The organism is Actinokineospora globicatena, assembly GCF_024171945.1.
Taxonomy (GTDB): Bacteria; Actinomycetota; Actinomycetes; order Mycobacteriales; family Pseudonocardiaceae; genus Actinokineospora; species Actinokineospora globicatena.
The window spans coordinates 1,849,292-1,868,319 of record NZ_JAMTCR010000002.1 but is presented as its reverse complement, the minus strand read 5'-3'; the positions used below and the strand labels follow the sequence as shown (position 1 = coordinate 1,868,319).

General features: G+C 71.8%; 19 protein-coding genes. 10 read left to right on the top strand and 9 right to left on the bottom strand.

Annotation, left to right across the window (positions count from 1 at the left end; translation table 11 throughout):
* Positions 1 to 42 precede the first annotated feature (42 nt).
* The 4 genes from cofD (at position 43) to LV79_RS09085 (ending at position 3,505) form a co-directional block, all read left to right on the top strand.
* The gene (cofD, locus tag LV79_RS09100) at positions 43 to 1,041 is read left to right on the top strand and encodes a 2-phospho-L-lactate transferase (RefSeq protein ID WP_253834075.1); all 999 of its coding nucleotides are present in this window, start codon (positions 43 to 45) and stop codon (positions 1,039 to 1,041) included.
* The gene (locus LV79_RS09095) at positions 1,034 to 2,365 is read left to right on the top strand and encodes a coenzyme F420-0:L-glutamate ligase (protein ID WP_253834074.1); all 1,332 of its coding nucleotides are present in this window, start codon (positions 1,034 to 1,036) and stop codon (positions 2,363 to 2,365) included. The genes cofD and LV79_RS09095 overlap by 8 nt, the downstream gene beginning before the upstream one ends.
* Positions 2,362 to 2,889: an NUDIX hydrolase gene (locus LV79_RS09090; protein ID WP_121389778.1), complete on the top strand. Its 528-nt coding sequence runs from the start codon at positions 2,362 to 2,364 to the stop codon at positions 2,887 to 2,889. The genes LV79_RS09095 and LV79_RS09090 overlap by 4 nt, the downstream gene beginning before the upstream one ends.
* 124 nt (positions 2,890 to 3,013) lie before the next feature.
* Entirely contained in the window at positions 3,014 to 3,505 is a 492-nt protein-coding gene (locus LV79_RS09085) for a tetratricopeptide repeat protein (protein ID WP_253834073.1), read from the top strand.
* 7 nt (positions 3,506 to 3,512) lie between these two features.
* Here the strand turns inward: LV79_RS09085 and LV79_RS09080 are convergent, their stop codons facing one another.
* Complete coding sequence (locus LV79_RS09080; protein ID WP_253834072.1) at positions 3,513 to 4,415, bottom strand: DNA-3-methyladenine glycosylase family protein; 903 nt, start codon at positions 4,413 to 4,415, stop codon at positions 3,513 to 3,515.
* Positions 4,416 to 4,491: 76 nt separating this feature from the next.
* Between LV79_RS09080 and LV79_RS09075 the strand changes: the two genes are divergently transcribed.
* On the top strand, positions 4,492 to 5,598 hold the full coding sequence (locus LV79_RS09075; protein ID WP_253834071.1) for a mannose-1-phosphate guanylyltransferase: 1,107 nt from the start codon (positions 4,492 to 4,494) through the stop codon (positions 5,596 to 5,598).
* Positions 5,599 to 5,729: 131 nt separating this feature from the next.
* Entirely contained in the window at positions 5,730 to 6,119 is a 390-nt protein-coding gene (locus LV79_RS09070) for a hypothetical protein (protein WP_253834070.1), read from the top strand.
* Between the two features lie 641 nt (positions 6,120 to 6,760).
* On the opposite strand, the gene LV79_RS09065 is transcribed toward LV79_RS09070, so the two are convergent.
* Positions 6,761 to 7,624, bottom strand: coding sequence for a glycosyltransferase family 2 protein (locus LV79_RS09065; protein ID WP_253834068.1), 864 nt, complete (start codon positions 7,622 to 7,624; stop codon positions 6,761 to 6,763).
* A 390-nt stretch (positions 7,625 to 8,014) separates the two neighbouring features.
* Between LV79_RS09065 and LV79_RS09060 the strand changes: the two genes are divergently transcribed.
* The gene (locus tag LV79_RS09060) at positions 8,015 to 9,097 is read left to right on the top strand and encodes a glycosyltransferase family 4 protein (protein ID WP_253834067.1); all 1,083 of its coding nucleotides are present in this window, start codon (positions 8,015 to 8,017) and stop codon (positions 9,095 to 9,097) included.
* 592 nt (positions 9,098 to 9,689) lie between these two features.
* Here LV79_RS09060 and rfbD read toward each other — a convergent pair.
* Together rfbD and rfbB are read right to left on the bottom strand one after the other, a co-directional pair.
* Positions 9,690 to 10,571 (bottom strand): dTDP-4-dehydrorhamnose reductase, encoded by an 882-nt coding sequence (gene rfbD, locus LV79_RS09055; protein WP_253834066.1) that lies wholly within the window; start codon positions 10,569 to 10,571, stop codon positions 9,690 to 9,692.
* Between the two features lie 8 nt (positions 10,572 to 10,579).
* Positions 10,580 to 11,572, bottom strand: a complete 993-nt coding sequence (gene rfbB, locus LV79_RS09050; RefSeq protein ID WP_253834064.1) for a dTDP-glucose 4,6-dehydratase — start codon at positions 11,570 to 11,572, stop codon at positions 10,580 to 10,582.
* A 180-nt stretch (positions 11,573 to 11,752) separates the two neighbouring features.
* Between rfbB and LV79_RS09045 the strand changes: the two genes are divergently transcribed.
* Genes LV79_RS09045 through LV79_RS09035 form a run of 3 tightly spaced genes read left to right on the top strand, consistent with a single transcriptional unit; the run spans position 11,753 to position 14,899 of the window.
* Positions 11,753 to 13,426 (top strand): LCP family protein, encoded by a 1,674-nt coding sequence (locus tag LV79_RS09045; protein ID WP_253834063.1) that lies wholly within the window; start codon positions 11,753 to 11,755, stop codon positions 13,424 to 13,426.
* Between the two features lie 10 nt (positions 13,427 to 13,436).
* Positions 13,437 to 14,102: a TIGR03089 family protein gene (locus LV79_RS09040; RefSeq protein WP_253834062.1), complete on the top strand. Its 666-nt coding sequence runs from the start codon at positions 13,437 to 13,439 to the stop codon at positions 14,100 to 14,102.
* Positions 14,102 to 14,899, top strand: coding sequence for an SDR family NAD(P)-dependent oxidoreductase (locus LV79_RS09035; protein WP_253834061.1), 798 nt, complete (start codon positions 14,102 to 14,104; stop codon positions 14,897 to 14,899). The genes LV79_RS09040 and LV79_RS09035 overlap by 1 nt, the downstream gene beginning before the upstream one ends.
* Here the strand turns inward: LV79_RS09035 and LV79_RS09030 are convergent.
* The 5 genes from LV79_RS09030 to LV79_RS09010 form a co-directional block, all read right to left on the bottom strand.
* Positions 14,859 to 15,389, bottom strand: coding sequence for a DinB family protein (locus LV79_RS09030; protein ID WP_253834060.1), 531 nt, complete (start codon positions 15,387 to 15,389; stop codon positions 14,859 to 14,861). The genes LV79_RS09035 and LV79_RS09030 overlap by 41 nt on opposite strands.
* A gap of 143 nt (positions 15,390 to 15,532) precedes the next feature.
* Positions 15,533 to 15,760 carry a hypothetical protein gene (locus LV79_RS09025; RefSeq protein WP_253834059.1) on the bottom strand — a complete coding sequence of 76 codons (228 nt, stop codon included), beginning with the start codon at positions 15,758 to 15,760 and terminating at the stop codon, positions 15,533 to 15,535.
* A 374-nt stretch (positions 15,761 to 16,134) separates the two neighbouring features.
* Complete coding sequence (locus tag LV79_RS09020; RefSeq protein ID WP_253834058.1) at positions 16,135 to 17,295, bottom strand: acyl-CoA dehydrogenase family protein; 1,161 nt, start codon at positions 17,293 to 17,295, stop codon at positions 16,135 to 16,137.
* A 77-nt stretch (positions 17,296 to 17,372) separates the two neighbouring features.
* Entirely contained in the window at positions 17,373 to 18,173 is an 801-nt protein-coding gene (locus LV79_RS09015) for a hypothetical protein (protein WP_253834056.1), read from the bottom strand.
* A gap of 2 nt (positions 18,174 to 18,175) precedes the next feature.
* The gene (locus LV79_RS09010) at positions 18,176 to 18,997 is read right to left on the bottom strand and encodes a hypothetical protein (protein ID WP_253834055.1); all 822 of its coding nucleotides are present in this window, start codon (positions 18,995 to 18,997) and stop codon (positions 18,176 to 18,178) included.
* Positions 18,998 to 19,028: the final 31 nt, after the last annotated feature.

The window sequence follows — 19,028 nt, the reverse complement described above, 5'->3', positions numbered from 1 at the left end:
CGGGCGACCGGTCACCGACTGAGCTTGCGAGGGTCGCCGACCGTGAAGGTAGTGGTTGTCGTCGGCGGGGTCGGGGGAGCCCGGTTCCTGCTCGGTGTGAAGAAGTTCCTCGGTTTACCGCCGGAGGGCGAATCGGACTCACCCGGCGCGCACGAGGTCACCGCGATCGTGAACACCGCGGACGACATCTGGCTGCACGGGCTGCGGATCTGCCCGGACCTGGACTCCTGCATGTACACCCTCGGTGGCGGTAGCGACACCGAGCGGGGTTGGGGCCGGACCGGGGAGAGCTGGACGGTCAAGCAGGAGCTGGCGGCCTACGGCGCGGACCCGGAGTGGTTCGGCCTCGGCGACAAGGACATCGCGACCCACCTGGTGCGCACCAGGATGATGCGCGCGGGCTACGAGCTCTCCGACATCACCGCGGCGCTGAGCGACCGCTGGAAGCCGGGGGTCCGGCTGCTGCCGATGACCGACGACCGGGTCGAGACGCACGTGGTGATCGACGAGCCCGGCACCGGCGAGCGCAAGGCGGTGCACTTCCAGGAGTGGTGGGTCCGCTACCGCGCGGAGCCGAGGGCGCAGTCGATCGTCCCGGTCGGCGCGGACGAGTCGACGCCCGCGCCCGGCGTGGTGGAGGCGATCACCGACGCCGACATCGTGCTGCTGGCGCCGTCGAACCCGGTGGTGAGCGTCGGCACGGTGCTGGCGGTGCCCGGGGTGCGCACCGCGCTGCGCAAGACCGAGGCGCCGGTGGTGGGGGTCTCGCCGATCATCGGCGGGAAGCCGGTGCGCGGGATGGCCGACGCGTGCCTGGCGGCGATCGGGCTGCCGACGACGGCCGAGGCGGTCGGTCGGCACTACGGGTCGCGCGCGTGCTCGGAGAACGGCGTGCTCGACGGGTGGCTGGTGGCCACCGGCGACACCGCGGACGTGCCGGGGGTGGCCGTCCGGGCGGTCCCGCTGCTGATGTCCGATGTGGACGCGACGGCGGCGATGGTGCGCGCGGCCGTCGACCTCGGCGGGGTCGACTTTGGCTGAGCACGGCGCGCGGGGCAGCGTCGAGATCCTGCCGGTGACCGGGCTGCCCGAGTTCCGACCGGGCGACGACCTCACCGGCGCGATCGCGGCCGCGGCCCCGTGGCTGCGCTCGGGCGACGTGGTGGTCGTCACCAGCAAGATCGTGTCCAAAGTGGAGGGCAGGCTCTACCGGGTGCCGAGCGACCCCGCGGGCCGGGAGGCGGCCAAGCGGCGCGCGGTGCTGGAGGAGGCCGACCAGGTCATCGCCGCCAAGGGCGCGACGCTGATCACGGTCAACAAGCGGATCGGCGTGGTGCAGGCGGCCTCCGGGGTGGACGCGTCGAACGTGGCCCGCGACGAGATCGCGCTGCTGCCCGCCGACCCGGACGGCTCGGCGATCGCGCTGCGCAACGGCCTGCGCGAGCGGCTCGGCGTGGAGGTCGCGGTCGTGGTGACCGACACGATGGGCCGGGCCTGGCGGGTCGGGCAGACCGACGCGGCGATCGGCTCGTCCGGGTTGGGCGTGCTGCACTCCTACGCGGGCGCGGTCGACCAGCACGGCAACGAGCTGGCGGTGACCGTCGTCGCGGTGGCCGACGAGGTGGCCGCGGCGGCCGACCTGGTGAAGGGCAAGCTCGGCGGCGTGCCGGTCGCGATCGTGCGCGGCCTGGAGATCGGCGACGACAAGTCCACCGCGCGCGACCTGGTGCGCGCGCCCGAGGACGACCTGTTCCGCCTGGGCACGGCGGAGGCGATCACCCGGGGGCGGCGGGAGGCGGTGCTGCTGCGCCGGTCGCTGCGGTCCTTCGCCGACGAGCCGGTCGACGTCGGTGCCATCCGGCGCGCGGCGGCGGCGGCGGCCACAGCGCCCGCGCCGCACCACACGCGCCCGGTGCGGTTCGTGCGGCTGGCGGCCCGGCGGTCGGAGCTGCTCACGGCGATGCGGGAGGCCTGGGAGTCGGACCTGCGCGGCGACGGGCTCGACGACGCGGCGGTCGCCCGGCGGGTCAAGCGCGGGGACCTGTTGGTGGCGGCGCCGGAGATCGTGCTGCCGTTCCTGGTCCGCGACGGGGCGCACGAGTACCCGGACCCGCGCCGGGCAGCTGCGGAGCGGACGATGTTCACCGTCGCCGGTGGTGCCGCGGTGCAGGGGTTGCTGGTGGCCCTTGGCGCGGAGGGCCTGGGGTCCTGCTGGGTATCCTCGACGATCTTCTGCCCGGACGTGGTGCGCTCGGTGCTGGGGCTGCCCGCGTCCTGGGAGCCCCTCGGCGCGGTCGCGGTCGGGCGGCCCCCGCAGGAGCTGACCCCGCGCGAGCCGCGGGACGAGGAGTTGCTGGAACTGTGAGCCCGCACCCCGACGCGGTCGCGACGATGTCCGCTTGGCGCCCGGCCGACCCGACCCAGGAGTCGTTGCGGCAGGCCTTCCTCGGGTTCCTGCTCGCCCGGCCGGACGCGTGCCTGCGCGCGTGCGAGCCGGGGCACATCACCGCGTCGGCGCTGGTGTTCGACGCGCACGGCGAGTACGTGCTGCTGACCCTGCACCCGAGGGTGGGCCGCTGGTTGCAGCTCGGCGGGCACTGCGAGCCCTCGGACCGGACGCTGGCCGGGGCGGCGCTGCGCGAGGCGACCGAGGAGTCGGGGATCGCCGGACTGCGCATTGACCCGGTCCCGCTGCACGTGGACGTGCACCCGATCACCTGCTCGCTGGGGCTGCCGACCCGGCACTTCGACGTGCGGTTCGCGGTGCGGGCGCCCGAGGGGGCGCAGCCGGTGCGCAGCGCCGAGTCGCTTGACCTGCGCTGGTGGCCGGTGGACGCATTACCCGACGGCGGCGTGGAAATCGACCCGATCCTGGCCGTTCTCCGGTGAGTTCACCTTCTTAGGCGATGCAAGTTGTGGGTGTTTTGCCGGACGGCCGAGAGAATTGTTTCTCATTACCGCGAAGAGGTCGTCCGGCCGACCCCCGGCGCGCGATGTTGCTAGCTTTATCTCCATGACCGAGGAATTCGCCTGGCTGTTCCGCTACGACGACCGCGGCGACATTCTGCTGGAGGCGGCGCACGCCAAACGCCGGGCGGGCGAGTCGAGCGCCGCTATCGGATACCTGGACGCGGCCATCGCGCTCGGCGGTGAGGACCGCGGTTTCGCCAGGGTCGCCCTCGCCGACCTGATGTTCGACCTCGGTCGGCCGCTGGAGGCCGAGATCCAGTTCGACCTGCTGCGCGACGAGCTGCCGATCCACCCGGCGCCCTGCGAGCTCGCCGCCGAGATGCACGCCGAGCGCGGTGAGCTCCGCTCGGCCGCCGAGTGGTATTCGCTGGCCATCGCGAACCTGCTGCCGCACGAAATGGCGGAACTGGACCACGCCGACGCGCACCTGAGCTACGCGAACAGCCTGCTCATGGGTCGGCACCGGTGCAGGCGCGCACTCGGACTGGCGCACGACGATTGGGACAACTGCGCGCTGCTCGACCTGACGCGGTGAACTCCGCTCACATCCCGCGGTAGTCCTTCACCGAGAGCCGCGGTCCGAACCGGGGTTTGCGGAATCCGCTCGCCTCGATGTAGCGGACGACCCGTTGCCGGTGCGGCGCGTACGGGGCCAGCAGTTCCAACATGCCCCGGTCGTCGGTTTTGCGGCCCGCGAGCGCGTAACCGACCAGTGCCGGGATGTGGAAGTCGCCCACGCTCACCGCGTCCGGGTCGCCCCAGGCGCGCTGCGCCACCTCGGCGGCCGTCCACACGCCGATGCCGGGCACCTTGCGCAGGAACAGCCTGCCGTCGACCCCGCGCAGCCGCGCGGCCTGCTCCAGCCGACCGGCGACCTGCGCGGCGGCGGTGATGGCCCGCCTGCGCGCCGAGTCGACGCCCGCCTTGTGCCACTCCCAGTCCTGGATGCCCAGCACGGCCACCGGGGTCGGCGGGACGGACATGCCCTCCGGCGCGGGCCCCGGGGCCGGGACGCCGAACCGCCTAGCCAGTTCCCGCCAGGAGCGGCGCGCCTCCTCGCCGGTCACCTTCTGCTCGAGGACGGCGGCGAGCAGGACGTCCCACACCCGACCGGTGGCGCCGAGGCGGATCCCCGGTCTGCTGCGGCGTGCTTCCGCGATCACCGGGTGTAGCGGTTCGAACCCGCTGTCGTCGTCCTCCGCGCCGAGCAGCGCGGGCACGCCGTCGAGCAGCACCCCCGCGCCGGGGCCCCAAGCGGTGGCCTGGACCTCCGCCGAGGACCTCGTCAGGAAGAGGGTCCCCGGACCGTCGTCGGTGGTCGCTGCCAGCCACGCCCCGGACGGGTCGAGCCGGAAGGCGGGGTCACCGGCGCCGCGGCGCAGCGGCCGCAGGACCTGGGCCAGGTCGAGCGGGAAGCCGGGGCGCCAGGCGCGGGTCGACGTCATCACGAGGACCGTACCGCCCCGTTGGTTACAGTTAGTGCTGCCGGAGCCCTGCCCCCACCACCAAGGACACCTGCCAGTGACGCTGACAGAACTCTTCGTAGTCGTTCCCGCGGGTGGCAGCGGGACCCGCCTGTGGCCGTTGTCGCGGGCGAGCAACCCCAAGTTCCTGCACGCGCTCACCGGGACCGACCGCTCGCTGCTGCAGGCGACCTTCGACCGGCTGACGCCGCTGGCCCCGCCGGAGCGGCTGCTGGTGGTCACCGGCACCGCGCACGCCGCCGGGGTCGCCCGGCAGCTGCCGGACCTGCCCGACAGCAACATCCTGGTCGAGCCGTTCGCCCGCGACTCGTGCGCGGCGATCGCGCTGGCGGCCGCGGTGATCGAGCGGCGCAGCCCCGGCGCGGTCATGGCGTCGTTCGCCGCGGACCACCTGATCACCGACACGGACGAGTTCGCGCGGACGGTCGAGCGGGCGGTGGCGGGTGCGCGCGAGGGCTACCTGATGACCATCGGCATCACCCCGACCCGGCCCGAGACGGGGTACGGCTACCTGCGGTTGAGCGCGCAGGCCGAGCGCGGGGTGATCCAGCCGGTGCTGGAGTTCAAGGAGAAGCCGTCGCTGGAGGTCGCCAGCCGCTACGTCTCCTCCGGCTCGTACCTGTGGAACGCCAGCATGTTCGTGTGGCGGACGGACCTGTTCCTCGCCGAGCTGGCGGCCCGCAGGCCGGACGTGGCCGGGCCGATCGCGGCGATCGCGGCGGCGTGGGACACCGACGAGCAGGAGGACGTGCTCGCCGAGCTGTGGCCGACGGTGCCCAAGGTGGCCGTCGAGTACGCGGTGATGGAGCCCGCCGCCGAGGAGGGCAAGGTCGCCACCGTGCCCGGCGACTTCGGCTGGAGCGACATCGGCGACTTCGAGACCGTGGTCCGGCTGCTCGGCACCGACGTCGGCCAGGGCGGCCGCTCGTTCTCGCCCGCGACCCGCAGCCGGGCCGTCGTCGTCGACGGCGAGGACGTGATCGTGGTCCCGAACAGCGGTCGGCTGGTGGCCACCCTCGGCGTCCGGGACCTGATCGTGGTCGACACCGACGACGCCGTGCTGGTCTGCGACCGCGACCGCGCGCAGGACATCAAGCGGCTGACCGAGATCCTGCGCGAGCACGGCGAGGCCGACTACCTGTGAATCCGGCTCGGATTCCGCGGTGATCGGCCTGGGTCGATGACGCGGCGTGCCGGGCGGGATACTCTGACGGGGTTGCAGGAGAAGTACAGCAGCACCGAGCACCACTGGCAGCGACGCAGGAAGGCCGCCACATGGACCCCCGTGACCGGGCCGATGCCATCCTGGCGCGGGCCCGCGCGCGCGGCGCCTTCGTCGTCACCCCGGACAGCGCCATCTCCCCGATGGACGCCGCCGCGACCCTCCAGATCCCCCGGGCCGTCGTCGCCGCCATCGACGCGGAGGACCCCGACATCACCATGGTCTTCCCGGTGGAGTCCTTCCCCCCGGACCCCCACCGCCCCACCGAGGAACTCCCCGCGATAGCGCAGGAAGCCGCCACCCAATCAGTGGCCGCCCCACCCCGCCCGCCGCGCCCCCACCCCACCCCCCGCCCCCACCAGGACGGCCTCCTCCCCACCTCGCGCCCCCAACACCCCCAGCACCGCCCCTCCCTCTCCCAACGCCTAGACGGCGACCACTGAGCGGGGCTGCACGCCCTCTAGTACTTCTCTAATCGCGCGACAGGTCCTCCGAGCAGCCGTCCGCGCAAGAAACCCCCAACAGCTCATTTCGACGCGTCCACCTCACACCCACAGACGCCTCGACGCAGCCCACCCCGCATGGCCCCAAGACCGCACTGACCCACGAGGCAGAGCCCGCAGCAGCCTCCAGACACTGCCCCGCGTGACTCCCCGCCCGTACCTCTAGGCCACTCCCCGCAAGCCCCACCACAGGCCTAACCCCACAAGACACCCCACCGCAGGCACCCCACCGCGCCCGTTAGCCCAGCCCCGGCACGCCCCTCAACGGCACCCCTCTAGGCCCAGCCCCCGCCGCGCCCTCTAGGCCCCCGCCACGCCTCTAACCCCTGCCGCAGTCCTATGCCCAGCCCGGTAAGACCCCCACCGCGCCCTCTTCGCGCGCACGCGGTCCCACCCCCGCCCAGCCCCCACCCTCTCCGGGGGGCGGCCCTGGTCCAGTCTACAAGGACCCCCCCGACAGTCGATCTTGAACCAACCCCCGCAGAGATCCACATGTGGATAACTTCTGTCACCCAGAAGACGGAACTTGCGCAGCAGGACAACCTGCCCCGAAGATCACCGCAACAGTCCCACTAGGACAGTCAGCGCGTCTCAAGCCGCAGCCGCACAGCCAATCCAGCCTTGATGGCCAGGCGCAGAGGAGCCCACGCCGGGCCGCGGTGGCGGTCGGCGATGAACCGGTAGGCGCTGTCGTGGTGGGCGACGAGCATCTTCTCCGAGACCTTCGCCGTGGACACGCCCTGGATGTGCATGACGCTCGCCGACGGCACGTACACGTTCTGCCACCCGGCCTGGCTCAGCCGCTCGCCGAGGTCGACGTCCTCGAAGTACATGAAGTAGCGGGTGTCGAACCCGTCAACGGAATCGAACGCGGCGCGGCGCAGCAGCAGGCACGAACCGGACAGCCAGCCCGCCTCGCGCTCGCGCACGTCGGTCGCGGACTGCTTGTAGGCGCGGGTCCACGGGTTCGCGGGCCACACCTTGCCGAGCAGGCCGTGGCCGATGCCCTTGCTCAACGAGGGCACCTCGCGCGCCGACGGGTACACCGCGCCGTCGCGTTCGGTGATCAGCGGCCCGAACGAACCACCGCGCGGCCAGCGCTCGGCGGCGGCGAGCAGGTCGTCGAGCGAACCGGGGGCCCACTCCAGGTCGGGGTTGGCCACCACGACCCAGCCGTACTCGGGGCCGAGCGCGGCGACACCGCGGTTGGCGCCGCCGCCGTAGCCGAGGTTGCCGCCGGTGCGGACCAGGTCGACGTGGTCGTGGGCGGCCGCGGCGGCCTCGGGGGCACCGTCGACCGAGCCGTTGTCGGCGAGCACGACCCGCACGTCGCGGCTGGTCGCGGCGGCCAGGGTCTGGACGAACCGCTCCAGCGTGTCGCCGGGCGAGTAGGTCACGGTCACCACGGCGAGCCGGTCGCCGTAGGCGGTGGGTTCAGCGGTCACGACCCGACATTGTGCCCGACGCCACCCGCGCCCGGCCGCTCACCCAGCGCGCACGCGCCAACCGACCAGCTCGCCCCCTAACGGGTGAACTTCCACCCTCCACTCTGGACATACCCGGCCGGTGTGCGCCAACCGGACGCGGCCGGTTGGGGCGATCGGGGTAGGGCACGGCCGCGCGCGTGCGGGTGCCCGTGCGCGCGCGGCGTTTCGCGCGGTTGAGCACCCATCACGGGCTGCGATGAGGCACGCTATGGCTGGTGGCACCGCGGCCACGGCCGCCCGACCGGCGGTAGCAGCACGGCGAGGAGGCAGGGTTGGCCGAGGGCACCCAGGCGGACCCCGCGCGCGGGCCGAACGCCGTGACCGCACGCGAGTCAGGGGGACGTCCGCATGCCTAAGCCGATCCGGGTGTTGATCGACGGAACACCACTGCTTGGCAACCGAACCGGCATCGGCCGCTACACCGCCGCGCTGGCCGAGGAACTCGCTTCGTCGTCCCATGTGGACATGCGCGCGGTAGCGTTCACCCTGCGCGGTTGGCGCGCGCTGCGCCGCGTCCTGCCGCACGGGGTCCGGGCGCGCGGCATCCCGTCACCCGCCGGTCTGCTGCGCGCGGCGTGGCTGCGCGGCCCGTACCCGCCGGTCGAGCTGTTCGCCGGGCTCACCGATGTCGTGCACGGCACCAACTTCGTGCTCCCCGCGACCTTCCGCGCCGGCGGTGTGCTGACCGTCCACAACCTCAGCTTCCTGGACTACCCGGAAGAACTCTCGCGCTTCGACACGACGCTGCCGGAGCTCGTGCGGGTCTCCGCGCACCGGGCGGGCGTCATCTGCACCCCGTCCAAGGCGGTCGCCGACCTCGTGGTCTCGCGCCTCGGGGTGCCGGAGGAGAAGGTCAGGGTCACCCCCCTGGGCGTCGACCCGGCGTGGTTCACCGCCCGCCCCCCGAACCCGGACCTGGCCCGGCGGCTCAACCTGCCCCGGGAGTACCTGCTGTACGTGGGTTCCGCGGGTCCGCGCAAGGCACTGGACTGGCTGATCAAGGCGCACGCGAACACGCCGTCCCTGCCGCCGCTCGTCCTGGTCGGCCCGGGTCACACGGCATCCGGCGGCCGCGTCCGCACCACCGGCTACGTGTCCGAAGCAGACCTCCGCAGCGTCATGGCAGGCGCCTCCGCCCTGGCCCTCCCCTCCCGCGACGAGGGCTTCGGCCTCCCGGTGATCGAGGCCATGGCCTGCGACGTCCCCGTCGTCTGCACCGACGTCCCCGCCCTCCGCGAGGTCTCCGGCGGCCACGCCACCCTCGTCCCCTTCGGCGAGATCGACGCCATCGCCACAGCCCTGGTGGAAGCCCTGGAAAACTCCCTCTCCCCCACCACCATCAGCGCCCGCCGAACCCACGCCGCCACCCACACCTGGCGCCGCTGCGCCGAACTGACAGTCTCCGCCTACCGCGCCGCCGCAGGCCGCTAACCCCCACACCCCCCAAGTCCGATCGCCTCACCTCCCTAGCGCCCGGCGCTCCACCACGTCCCCACGCCACTCCCAGCCCACCACCGACGACTGGCGAAGACCCGACAACGTTGGCCCCCAAGCGCTCGTCGACGACGTTGGCCGCCCACCGCTCCACGAAGGCGCTGGTGCCAGGCCTGCTCGATGGGGTGGACTTGTTTTGTGTGGGGGAGGACCACCCGTAGCGTCGGTAGCGGACAGGGCCATGCTTTTCGGCCCCTGCTTTGCGGTCCTGCCACGGGTGGTTCAGGGGCCCCGCACAAAACAAGTTCGCCCCATCGAGCTCTTCGCATTCTCGCGCCTGTTCGATGGCGCAGCCGAGGCGTCCACCGCAGCGAAGCGAAGGCACCGAAAGCCGGAGATCCCCAGCTCAACGCCTTGCCGCCCACGGCCCCAAGATCAACCCGAACCAAAGACCCCCGAATACACAGCCTACCCAAGGGAACGCAAAGCCAGAGAGGCTGAAACCAGAGCCTGTGGACAACCCAGCCCCATGTGGACAACCCAACACCTCAACCCGCGCCTACCCCCACCGCAAGGGCCAACAACGGCCTCACCCCCGAAACTCATCCCCGTGCCGCGCGAACGCCTCCCCCAACGCCTCCCGCCACCCCCGCAACGGCGTCAGCCCGCCAGCCACCCAGGCCGCGTTCGACAGCACCGAATACGCAGGCCGACGAGCAGGCAGCGGATAATCCTCAGTCCCGCAAGACTTGACCCGCCCCGGATCCGCACCCAACTCCTCGAAGATCGCCCGCGCGAACCCAGCCCAGGTAACCGAATCCGCCGCAGTAGCGTGCAGCACCCGCGACTCAGGCCCCTCCCCCGCAACGATCCGAGAAGCCAGCTCCGCCAACCCGCGCGCCAAGTCGTAAGTCCACGTGGGACTCCCCACCTGATCGTCCACAACAGACAGTGTGTCCCGTGAAGCCTCAAGCCGCGCCATGGTCTTGACGAAGTTCTTGCCCCACGCCCCGTACACCCACGACGTGCGCACCACCCACGCGTCGGCGCCTGAGCCCAGGACCGCGTCCTCGCCTGCGAGCTTCGTCAGGCCGTAGATCGACCGGGGGCCGGGTGCCGCGTCGACCTCGTACGGGGCTGTGCCGTCGCCGGGGAAGACGTAGTCCGTTGACACGTGGACCAGCGGGACGCCGCGCGACGAGCACACCGCGGCGAGGACCCGGGGGCCGTCGGCGTTCACCGCGAAGGCGCGGGCCTGGTCGGTCTCGGCCTTGTCGACGGCCGTGTAGGCGGCGGCGTTGACCACCACGGCGTTCTTGCCCGCGATGGTCGACACCGCCTCGATGACCGAGCCCGCGCTGGTGATGTCCAGCTCGGCCGAGCCGGGGGCGATCACCTCGACGCCGTCGAGCGCGGCCAGTTCGCGGCCGAGCTGCCCGGAGCCGCCGGGTACGAGCAGGACTAGGGACACGGTGTTCGTCAGCTCCCGGGTAGCGCGGCGCGGTTCTTCAGCGGTTCCCACCACGCTCTGTTGTCCCGGTACCACGCGACCGTCGCGGCGAGACCGTCCTGGAAGGACACCCGGGGCTGGTAACCGAGCTCGGTGGAGATCTTGGTGATGTCGACCGAGTAGCGGCGGTCGTGCGCCTTGCGGTCGATGACCGGCCGCACGAACGACTCGTCGGTGCCGGTGGCGGCCAGCAGCAGGCTGGTCAGCTCCCGGTTGGTGAGCTCCGTGCCGCCGCCGATGTTGTAGATCTCGCCCGCGCGCCCGCCGTCGGCGACCAGCTGGATGCCCCGGCAGTGGTCGTCGACGTGCAGCCAGTCGCGCACGTTGAGGCCGTCGCCGTAGAGCGGGACCTTCTCGCCGTCCATCAGGTTGGTGGTGAACAGCGGGATGACCTTCTCCGGGAACTGGTACGGCCCGTAGTTGTTCGAGCACCGGGTGATGGACACCGGCAGCCCGTGCGTGCGGGCGTAGGAGCGCGCGATCAGGTCCGAGGACGCCTTGGACGCCGAGTACGGCGAGTTGGGCTCCAGCAGCACCGACTCGCTCCACGACCCCTCGTCGATCGAGCCGTACACCTCGTCGGTCGAGACGTGCACGAACCGGCTGACCCCGGCGTCGACGGCGGCCTGCAGCAGCACCTGGGTGCCGAGCACGTTGGTCAGCACGAAGTCGGCCGCGCCCAGGATCGAGCGGTCCACGTGCGACTCGGCGGCGAAGTGCACGACCAGGTCGACCCCGGCCATGGTGGCCTTGACCACCTCGGGGTCGCAGATGTCGCCCTCGACGAAGCGCAGCCGCTCGCTGTCGGCGACCGGGTCGAGGTTGGCCCGGTTCCCCGCGTAGGTGAGCTTGTCGAGCACCACGACCTCGGCGTCGACGAGCGTGGGGTACGCCCCGCTCAACGCCTGGCGCACGTAGTGCGACCCGATGAAGCCCGCCCCGCCCGTTACCAGCACCCGCATGTAGGTCCCACCGTCCTCACACTCCGCGCGGACTCGCCGCGAGAAGTCTTCCACGTCTGTCCCCTGTCGCAGTAAACGTCGGGGCTCACCAATCCGTGTTACCGAACGAGGACGCTGACTGCCGGACCACACGGACGTGGGTAACCTGGTTCTGTCAGGTCAGACCGGGGAGGAGCGTGCGTGGGCGAGCGTGCGCGCGGAGTGGTCGACGCCGAGCACGGGGGTGACTTACCCGTGCCGCGTCGTCCGTCGCTGTTTCTGCGGATAGGCACCGTGGCGGTGCGCGTCGTGGTGACCGTCGTGTCCGTGGCGGTCGTCGCGGCCTTCGGCTACGGCTGGTGGGCCTTCAGCGGCCTGGACGACAACGTGGCCACCACCGACGTCATCGACGCGCAGCCGGGTGACCCGGCGACCGGGCGCTCGAGCACCGACCGGCTCGACACCGCGACCGACATCCTGCTGGTCGGCATCGACAGCCGCACCGACGCCTTCGGCAACCCGCTGCCGAAGGAGGTCCTCGCCATGCTCAACGGCGGCAAGGCCGACGGCGAGCGCAACACCGACACGATGATCCTGGTGCACATCCCGGCGGGCGGGAAGCGTGCGGTGGCGTTCTCCTTCCCGCGCGACTCGTGGGTCGACATCGGCGGCGGCTTCGGCAAGCACAAGCTCAACTCGGCGTTCGTGTACGCCTACAACGACGCCCGCAGGACCCTGCAGGAGCAGGGCGTCCACGACGCCAAGGAGCTCGAGGCGAAGGCGGTCGTCGCGGGCCGCAAGAACCTGATCGCCACGATCGAGCGGCTGATCGGCAAGGCCGTCACCATCGACCGGTACGCCGAGGTGAACCTGGCCAGCTTCTACGAGGTCACCAAGGCCGTCGGCGGGGTCGAGGTGTGCCTGAACAACGCGGTCGACGAGCCCAAGTCCGGTGCCCGGTTCCCGGCCGGGCGGCAGACGATCTCCGGCGCGGCCGCGCTGTCGTTCGTGCGGCAGCGCTACCAGTTGCCCAACGGCGACCTGGACCGGATCGTGCGGCAGCAGACCTTCCTCGGCGCGCTGGCCAACAAGGTCCTGTCCGCGGACCTGCTCACCGACCCGGGCCGGGCCAGGGACCTGGTGACCGCCGTGCAGAAGTCGGTCGTGCTGTCGTCGAACTGGAACCTGTCCCGCTTCGCCGCCCAGATGCAGGGCCTGAGCAGCGGCAACATCGAGTTCCGGACCATCCCGAACCAGGGCGACGCCAAGATCGGCGGCGCCGACGTGATCAAGGTCGACCCGGAGCAGGTCGCGGCCACCGTCAAGCAGGTCATCGACCAGGCCGACGGGGTGATGAGCAGGCCGAGCAGCACCACCGGCGCTCCCGGCGGCACCACCGGTTCCGGGGGCGGCGCGCTGCCGCTGGTGCCGACCACCACCAGCGCGAAGCCGACCGGCGCCATCACGGTGGACGTGCGCAACGGGTCGAACACCAAGGGCCTCGCTGGCGTCGTGCTCGACCGGCTGGCCGGTCACGGCTTCCTGCGCGGGCAGGTCGGCGACGCGGCGGTGCAGCGCGGTTCGGTGGTCCGCTACGCCCAGGGCGAGCTGGCCAAGGCCACCGCGGTCGCCAGCACCCTGCCCGGCACGGCGTTCACCTTCACCGAGGACAGCACGCTCGACACCGGGCACGTGCGCGTCGTGCTGGGCACCTCGTACGGGCAGGGCACGACCGGGGAGTCGGTGCTGAACCTCACCCCGACCAGCACGCCCCCGCCCACCAGGTCGTCGGCGGGGGCGACCGGGACCTCGCAGCCGAGCACCGTGGTCGACGCGCCCACGGTCGCGGCGGGCAGCCTCAAGTGCGTCAACTAGGTTTGGCCGGGTGAGCCTCACCGAGACCCTCCTGCGCCCGTTGCGTGCCTCGTCGGCGAAACCGCTGGTCACCCACTACGACGACGCGGCGGGGACGCGGGTCGAGCTGTCGGTCGCGACCACCGCGAACTGGGCGGCGAAGACGGCGAACTGGCTGGTCGAGGAGCACGACGTCGAACCGGGCACCCCGGTCGCGGTGCGGCTGCCCGCGCACTGGCAGACCGCGGGGGTCCTGCTCGGCGCGTGGTGGGCGGGCGCGCACGTGGTCGCCGACGGCCCGGCGGCAGTGACCTTCGTCGCACCCGGGGAGTCCGCGTCCGGGCTGACGGCGGCGGTGTCGCTGGACCCGATGGGCCGCGACCTGGGCGGCTCGTCCGGCGGCGTGATCGACTTCGTCGGCGAGGCCCGGCTCTTCGGCGACGACTACTTCGGCGCACCCGTCCCCGGCTCGACCCCGGCGCTGGCCGGGTTGACCGTCGACGAGGTGCTGGCGCGGGCCGCGGGACTGGCGCCCGGTTCGCGGGTGCTCTCGACTCGTGAGTGGACGGTGCCGGACGGCGTGTTGGCGGCCCTGGTGGCGCCGCTGCTGGCCGGTGGGTCGGTCGTGCAGGTGAGCAACCCGGCACGGCTCGACGCGCACCGCGGCGCCGAGCGGACCACGGTGGACCTGGTCTGATGCGGTCGTTCGCGGGCAAGGTCGCCGTCGTGACCGGTGCGGCGTCGGGCATCGGCGCGGCCCTGGTGGCGGCCTTGGTCGCGGAGGGCGCGCAGGTGGCGGCCTCGGACGTGAACGAGGTCGAACCGAGCGCCGGGGTGCGCGCGTACCGGCTGGACGTGGCCGACCGGGACGCGGTGTACGCGCACGCCACGCAGGTGGTCGCCGACTTCGGCCGGGTCGACCTGGTGGTCAACAACGCGGGGGTCGCGCTGATGGGCACCGTCGCCCAGATGAGCGACGACGACCTACGCTGGGTGATGGATATCGACTTCTGGGGCGTGGTGCACGGGACGCGGGCGTTCCTGCCGCACCTGGTGGCCACGCGCGGGCACCTGGTGAACGTGTCCAGCGTGTTCGGGCTGATCGGGGTGCCGACGCAGAGCGCCTACAACGCGGCGAAGTTCGCGGTGCGCGGCTTCACCGAGTCGCTGCGGCAGGAGGTCTCCGGCGTCGTCGGCGTCACCTGCGTGCACCCGGGCGGCATCAAGACCGCGATCGCCCGCACCGCCAGGACCTCCGACCCCGCCGACCGGGAGTCGTTCAGCCGGTCCCTCGACCGGGTGGCGATCACCTCACCCGAGCGCGCGGCCCGCGTCATCCTCGACGGTGTCCGCCGCGACCGCGCGCGCGTCCTGGTCGGCCCGGACGCCTACCTCATCGACCTGCTCCCGCGACTGCTCGGCTCCTGGTACCAGCCGCTGGTCCGCCGGGTCTTCAGCCCATCGTCCGCTGCCCGTCGAGGCTCTCGCGGATGATGTCCGCGTGCCCGGCGTGCTGCGCGGTCTCGGCGATGATGTGCAGCAGCACCCGGCGCACCGACCGCACCGCCCCGGCCTCGAACCACGGCGCCTCGGGCAGCGGGTAGGACTTGTTCAGGTCAGCGTTCTTGACGAGCTCATCGGTCTTCGCGGCGATCGCGGCGTAGTTGTCCAGGTAGGACTGGAGCGTCTCCCCCGGGTTCATCCGGTGCTCGTCCTCCCAGTCCAACGCGACGCTCTCCATCTCCGCGGCCCCACCGACCATGAACCGGTACCAGGCAGCCTCGGTCGCGGCCACGTGCTTGATCAACCCGCCGACGGTGAGCGCACTGACGGTCGACTTCTCCGCCGCCTGCGCATCGGTCAGCCCCTGCGCGGTGTAGCGCAGGAACCCCCGGTGCACGGCGAGGGTCTGCAGCAGGTCGGCCCGCTCCCCATCCAGGTCAGCGGCGGTCGGGGTGAGGGAGAGGTCAAGCGGGCTGCTCATGATCTGCGTCCTTACTGGGGTGACTCGCGGCTTCGTTGAGGACAACTCTAGGACCCCATGCGGACAACTCCGGTCCGCAATGAGGAACTTCCGCAATCTCACCCAACAGAGCTACCCGATCACGTTGCGCGATTACCCCGCCGCTACTCCCGGTTGGCGAGTTCGTCCTTGCGCCACCAGCGGTAGGTCATCAACGTGTGCACCACCGCCACCGCCGGGAGCGACAAGAAGAACCACAGCGACCGCTCACCCACCAGCCCCCCGACGGCCAGCACCACGACCGCGGCACCGACGAACCACAGATCCCGACGCCCCCGTTCGTTCCGGACCAGCCACCCGAAGAACGACGGCAACTCCCGCTCACCCGACACGCCCACACCCCTCCCCCATAAACCCCACAAACATGCCAGATCCGACGCCACCCCCGGGCGAACTTCGCCCCCTCACTCCGCCCACCCCCAGGTCGCGTTGTCCACATGCCCCCGAGTTGTCCACAGCTTTTCGCCGTCACCCCTTCGGGCGAGGGGGTCCTTGTAGACTGGGCCTGGGGACGCCCCCCGGGACAGGGTGGGGGCCGGGGTTCGCGGGGGCGGCCTCCGGAACGGCGGCGAGGCGGCGATCGGGGAGGGGCTCCGCGAGGTCGCGCCGAGAGTGGACCGTGGCCCGCAAGGTGACCCGAGAGTCCCATGTGGACAAAAAGAGGGCGGCCCGACCAAGTGGTCGGACCGCCCTGAAGCGAAAACCTCTAGCCCTTGAGCAGAGCCCGGGCCATGACCAACCGCTGGATTTGGTTGGTGCCCTCGTAGATCTGCGTGATCTTGGCGTCGCGCATCATGCGTTCGACGGGGAAGTCGCGGGTGTAGCCCGCGCCGCCGAACAGCTGGACCGCGTCTGTGGTCACTTCCATGGCGGTGTCGGAGGCGAAGGTCTTGGCGGCGCTGGAGGCGAAGGAGCCGCCGGGGTCGCCGCGTTCGACCTTGGCGGCGGCGGCGTAGACGAGGTGGCGGGCGGCTTCGACCTTCATGGCCATGTCGGCGAGCATGAACTGGACGCCCTGGAACTCGGCGATGGTCTTGCCGAACTGCTTGCGGTCCTTGACGTAGGCGACCGCGGCGTCGAGGGCGCCTTGGGCGATGCCGAGGGCTTGGGCGCCGATGGAGTGCCGGGTGTGGTCGAGGGTGCGCAGCGCGAGCCGCAGGCCCTGGCCGGGGTCGCCGATGATGCGGTCGGCGGGGATCTCGCAGTTCTCGAAGTAGATCTCGCGGGTCGGCGAGCCCTTGATGCCGAGCTTGCGCTCCTTGGGGCCGACGACGAACCCGGGGTCGTCCTTGTGCACCATGAACGCCGAGATGCCGTCGGCGGGCTTGGCCGCGTCCGGGTCGGACACCGCCATCACGGTGTACCAGCTGGACTCGCCCGCGTTGGTGATCCAGCACTTGGTGCCGTTGAGCACCCAGGTCTCGCCCTCGAGCCGCGCCCTGGTCCGCATGGACGCGGTGTCGGAGCCCGCTTCCCGCTCGGACAGCGCGTACGAGGCCATCTCCCCGTTGGCGATCGCGGGCAGCACCTGCTTCTTGAGCGCCTCGGAGCCGCCCAGGATGAGGTTCATCGTGCCGAGCTTGTTGACCGCCGGGATCAGCGACGACGACCCGCAGACCCGGGCGACCTCCTCGATGACGATGTTGGTCGCCACCGAGTCCGCGCCCTGGCCGTCGTAGGCCTCGGCGATGTGCGGCGCGGCGAACCCGGCCTTGTTGAGCGCGGCGAGCGCCTCGACCGGGAACCGCTCGTCCTCGTCGACCTCGACCGCGTGCGGCGCGATCTCCTTCTCGGCGAGGTCGCGCACGGCCGCGCGCAACGCGTCGTGCTCGTCGCCGAGCTGGTAGAGCCCGTAGCCCGCGTCCACGTCATTACCTCCCGGTAGGCCAGCGTCGGACCTGATGTTAGTACTCGTTCACATCGGTGTCCTTGTGTCCTGCGCCGCTAGGCGATGAACCCGCCCGCGATGAGGAACACGTAGGCCGCGACGACGCCGGTCACGGCGGTCATCAGGAACGCCCCGACGGCCCGCGCGACGCCCAGCCGGTACCCGGGTCTGGTCAGGGTCCACTGCCAGACCATGAGCAGGACGGCGACGAGCGCGGTCTCCGGGCGCGCCAGCGCGTCGAGGGTGCCGCCGAGCAGGGCGAGGGCGGCGAACAGCAGCACGAACCAGCCGAGCCCGGCGGTCCAGATCAGGGTGAACCCGTTGTCCACGGGCTTGCGGCCGCCGAACCCGGCGACCAGTGCCGCCGCGGTGGCGAGCAGGCCGACGACGCCGAGCCCGACCCCCACCACGCCCGCCGGGACGGACCACTTCGGCAGCAGCTCGGCCTCGGCCGGGGTCAGGCCGATGCCCATCGACAGCACGGCGACGGCCCCGTCGCCGCCCTCGGAGTAGGCGAAGGTGGCGTCGCAGGGCTTCGGGGCACCGGCGTAGTTGGCGGTGCAGCTGATCGGTCCGCCGTCGGTGATCCCCCGGCGCAGGAGGACCTCCAGCCGCCTGCCGACGACGTCCACCGCGCAGGTCTCGGTGCGGTCGACCTCGGCGCAGCTCAGGGCAGCGCGCGGGATGGTCGCCCAGTTGTCCTGGTCGGTGGCGACGGCGACGTAGTGGATCTGCTCGTAACCCCGGCTCGGCGCGACCACGGCGAGCAGGACGCACGCGCCGAACAGCACCAGCAGCAGCACGCCGGGCAGTGCCGCCCGCGGGGTCAGGCGGGGTGTGGGTTCCTGGTGTGCCATCGCTAGTCGATGTACGCCGCGCCGAGTTGGAACAGCCACAGCGCGGCGGCGGAGACGAACCCGGTGACCACCAGGGCCTCGGCCGCACGCCAGATCGCGCGCGCACGGCTCGGTGCGGCGAGCCGGTGCTGCCAGAGCACCAGCAGCGGTCCGATGACGAAGACCCCGGGGAGCAGCATCAGGATGTCGCCGCCGAGCAGCAAGGGGCTGGCGACCAGCAGCACCAGCCAGCCCACCCCGGTGCCGACCAGCAGCACCCGCGCGTTGTCGACCGGTGCGCGGCTGCCGAACCCGGCCACCGCGGCGGCGGTGAGCGCGAGCGCCAGGATGACGTACGGGATGACCGCGACCACGTTGTCCGGCTGCGACCACCACGGCCTGCCCTCGGCGACCAGGTCGCGTTCGGCGGCGGTGAGGTCGAGCCCCTCGGTCAGGAGCGCGACGGCGCCAACACCGGTAGCCGAATAGGCGTAGGTCGCCGAGCACCGCACAGACTTGCCGTCGTAGGTCGCGGACCTGCAGGCGATCTCCCTGCTCTCGCTTGCGCTGTAGTGCATAGAGACCTCGAGGCGCCGGTTCGCGACCTCCACCGAGCAAGTCGAGACCTGGCCGTCCCGCGCGCACTCCAGTGACGCACGCGGGATGTAGACCCAGTCGTCTTGGCCGTTGTTGATGGACACGGCATAGATCTGCCCGTCGTCACCGCGACCAGGTGCAGCTAACGAGAGCAGGACGGCCAAACCGAACAGGACCAGGAGTAGAGCACCAGGTAGCGCTGCCCGAGCTGTGAGCCGGGGCGGGCGTACCGGAGCGATCGCGGACATCAGGCTCCTCTGGGAGACCTTGCTCGACATT

Coding starts and splice junctions, on each gene's coding strand:
- rfbB (WP_253834064.1), bottom strand. CDS start 11,572: ATGCGGGTGCTGGTAACGGGCGGGGCGGGCTTCATCGGGTCGCACTAC.
- LV79_RS09070 (WP_253834070.1), top strand. CDS start 5,730: ATGGACCCCCGTGACCGGGCCGATGCCATCCTGGCGCGGGCCCGCGCG.
- LV79_RS09010 (WP_253834055.1), bottom strand. CDS start 18,997: ATGTCCGCGATCGCTCCGGTACGCCCGCCCCGGCTCACAGCTCGGGCA.
- LV79_RS09060 (WP_253834067.1), top strand. CDS start 8,015: ATGCCTAAGCCGATCCGGGTGTTGATCGACGGAACACCACTGCTTGGC.
- LV79_RS09085 (WP_253834073.1), top strand. CDS start 3,014: ATGACCGAGGAATTCGCCTGGCTGTTCCGCTACGACGACCGCGGCGAC.
- LV79_RS09015 (WP_253834056.1), bottom strand. CDS start 18,173: ATGGCACACCAGGAACCCACACCCCGCCTGACCCCGCGGGCGGCACTG.
- LV79_RS09035 (WP_253834061.1), top strand. CDS start 14,102: ATGCGGTCGTTCGCGGGCAAGGTCGCCGTCGTGACCGGTGCGGCGTCG.
- LV79_RS09080 (WP_253834072.1), bottom strand. CDS start 4,415: ATGACGTCGACCCGCGCCTGGCGCCCCGGCTTCCCGCTCGACCTGGCC.
- LV79_RS09030 (WP_253834060.1), bottom strand. CDS start 15,389: ATGAGCAGCCCGCTTGACCTCTCCCTCACCCCGACCGCCGCTGACCTG.